The 2014-nt window shown below is 66.6% G+C and carries 2 protein-coding genes; one reads left to right on the top strand and one right to left on the bottom strand.

Annotated features, from left to right (window positions below; genetic code table 11):
• The first annotated feature begins 11 nt into the window (after positions 1-11).
• Positions 12-122 (top strand): dodecin domain-containing protein, encoded by a 111-nt coding sequence (locus tag ACE3OK_RS12455; RefSeq protein ID WP_374249875.1) that lies wholly within the window; start codon positions 12-14, stop codon positions 120-122.
• A 26-nt stretch (positions 123-148) separates the two neighbouring features.
• On the opposite strand, the gene ACE3OK_RS12450 is transcribed toward ACE3OK_RS12455, so the two are convergent.
• Positions 149-2014: tetratricopeptide repeat protein (locus tag ACE3OK_RS12450; protein ID WP_374249874.1), on the bottom strand; the 1866-nt coding region annotated here is incomplete at its 5' end.

Genomic DNA, 2014 nt, shown 5'->3' with positions numbered 1-2014 from the left:
GCTCGGAGTCGGTGAAGAACATCCAGGGTGCGTGGGTCAACGACATCAAGGTGGTGACCGACGCCGAAGGCAATGTGAAGGAGTGGCGGGTGAACCTGCGGATCACTTTCGTGGTGCATTGATCCAGGGCCGGAGGCTGATGCGGGTGTCACGCACCCGCCAGCAGCCCTCGCACGCGTGCCAGTTCCGCCTTGTCGCCGCCCGAGGCTTCCATCGCCTGCTCGGTGAGGCCGTCCAGCAGGTGCCGCGCTTCGTCGCGCTGGCCCTGTTCGATCAATGCTTCTGCCAGCGACAGGCGGAAACTCTGCGCCGCCGCGTTGCTTTCGCCGAATTGCCGGCGCAGGTCGCGTTCGACGTCACGCAGCAAGGTGATGGCGATATGCCGGTCGCCACAGTTGTGTTCCATCAGTCCCAGGTTGCCGGTTTCGATCAACGTGGCCTGCTTGCCATTACCGTAGCGTGCGGCCATGCGCCGGGCCACGTCACGCTGGATCGGCAGGGCAACCGCGCAATTTCCGGCGCTGTCCTGGATGCTGGCGATGGTGGAGCGCAGCGTCAGCGTCTGGTAGTTGTCTGCGCCGTAGATGCGTTCCGCAGTGGCTGCTGCTGCCTGTGCCAGCGGCAGTGCTTCGTCGTACTTGCCTTGGTTGCGCAGTGCGCGCGCCAAATTCATCTGCACGGTGGCGACACGGTTGCCACCGATCTGCTTCGCGTCCAGCAGCGGATCAGCCAGAATCGCCCGCATCAACGCGATGGCCTTGTCGGGTTCGCCAGAACGGCTCAGCGCATCGGCCAAGTTCATGCGAATCACGATGGCACGCTGCGTGTCCATCGGGGACAGCATGCGCTGCAGGGTGTCCGCGCGCACCCAAGCCGGTAATGCCTGTTTGATCTGCAGCTGTTGGTGATGGAAGATGCCGCGTGCGAACGCCGCATCCAGTGCCAGTTCATCGTTGCCCTGCAGGCGTGCGCCGGCTCTGGCGTCGGTTTCGGCAAGCAGCCTGCCTGCTTCCTTGAAATCGGTGTTGCGGCTGGCGTAGACCAGTGTGCGTACCAGCGCGTAGGCAGTGCGCAGGGTCAGCGTATTGTCCGCGCCGAAGGCGGAGGTGAAATCGCGCAAGGCCGCGCGCAATTCCTCCACGCCACGCTCGCCTTGGCCCAACGTGCGCCACGACTGCCCCAGCGCCGCGTGGATGCTGCCGCTGATCTCCGGTTGGCTGCCAAACTTGCCGTCGACGCCGCGCGAGGCCGCATCCAGCATGTCCTTGATGGTGGGGTCGCGTTCGAACGCACTGCCACCGGGGCTGACCGCGCCGATCAGATCGTTGCTGAGGAATTCCACGACCGCGCGAGCCCGCGCTGCCTGCTTTTCGGCGATGTCGCGTTGCTGTTCGGCGATGCGGTGTTGCTGCTCGCTATGCCACCAGAAGTACAGGCTGCCACCCAGCCCGAGCAGTAGCGCGGCGAACGCCGCAATTGCCCACGGACGCCGCGCGCGGCTGCGTTCCAGCGCGCTGCGCAATGCGGAAGCGGCGTGTTCGTCCGCTTCACGCTGCGCAAGTTCGGCGCGGCGCTGCGGCAGGCGACGCAGGTGCTCGGCCAGTTCGGCGGCGCTGGTGATGCGGCGGGCGGGGTCGGCATCGGTGGCGTGGGCGATGTCCTCGCGCAGAAGCGGGTCCTCGATGTCGCGCTCCCAGCCCGGCGTCAGTGGTTTGCGCAGGTCGCCGGCCAGCCATTGATAGAGCAGCATGCCCAGTGCGTAGACGTCGCTGCGCACGGTGGCCGGTTGCCCGGCCAGCAGTTCCGGGGCCAGGTACAGCGGCGTGCCGGAACTGGTGTCGCCGCCCACCTGGGTCAGGGTCATGCCCAGCGCGGTGATGCCCAGTTCGGCCAGCCGCTCGGGCTGCAACAGACGGCTGCTGCCGAAATCGGTCAGCCGCGCCTGCCAGCCGTCGCCGCGCGCGGCGACCAGTACATTGGCCGGTTTCAAGTCCTTGTGCAGGATGCCCACCGC

It is taken from the genome of Thermomonas sp., assembly GCF_041905325.1.
Classification (GTDB): Bacteria; Pseudomonadota; Gammaproteobacteria; order Xanthomonadales; family Xanthomonadaceae; genus Thermomonas.
The sequence above is the reverse complement of the archived record's forward strand: the minus strand, read 5'-3'. Positions and strand labels throughout refer to the sequence as shown.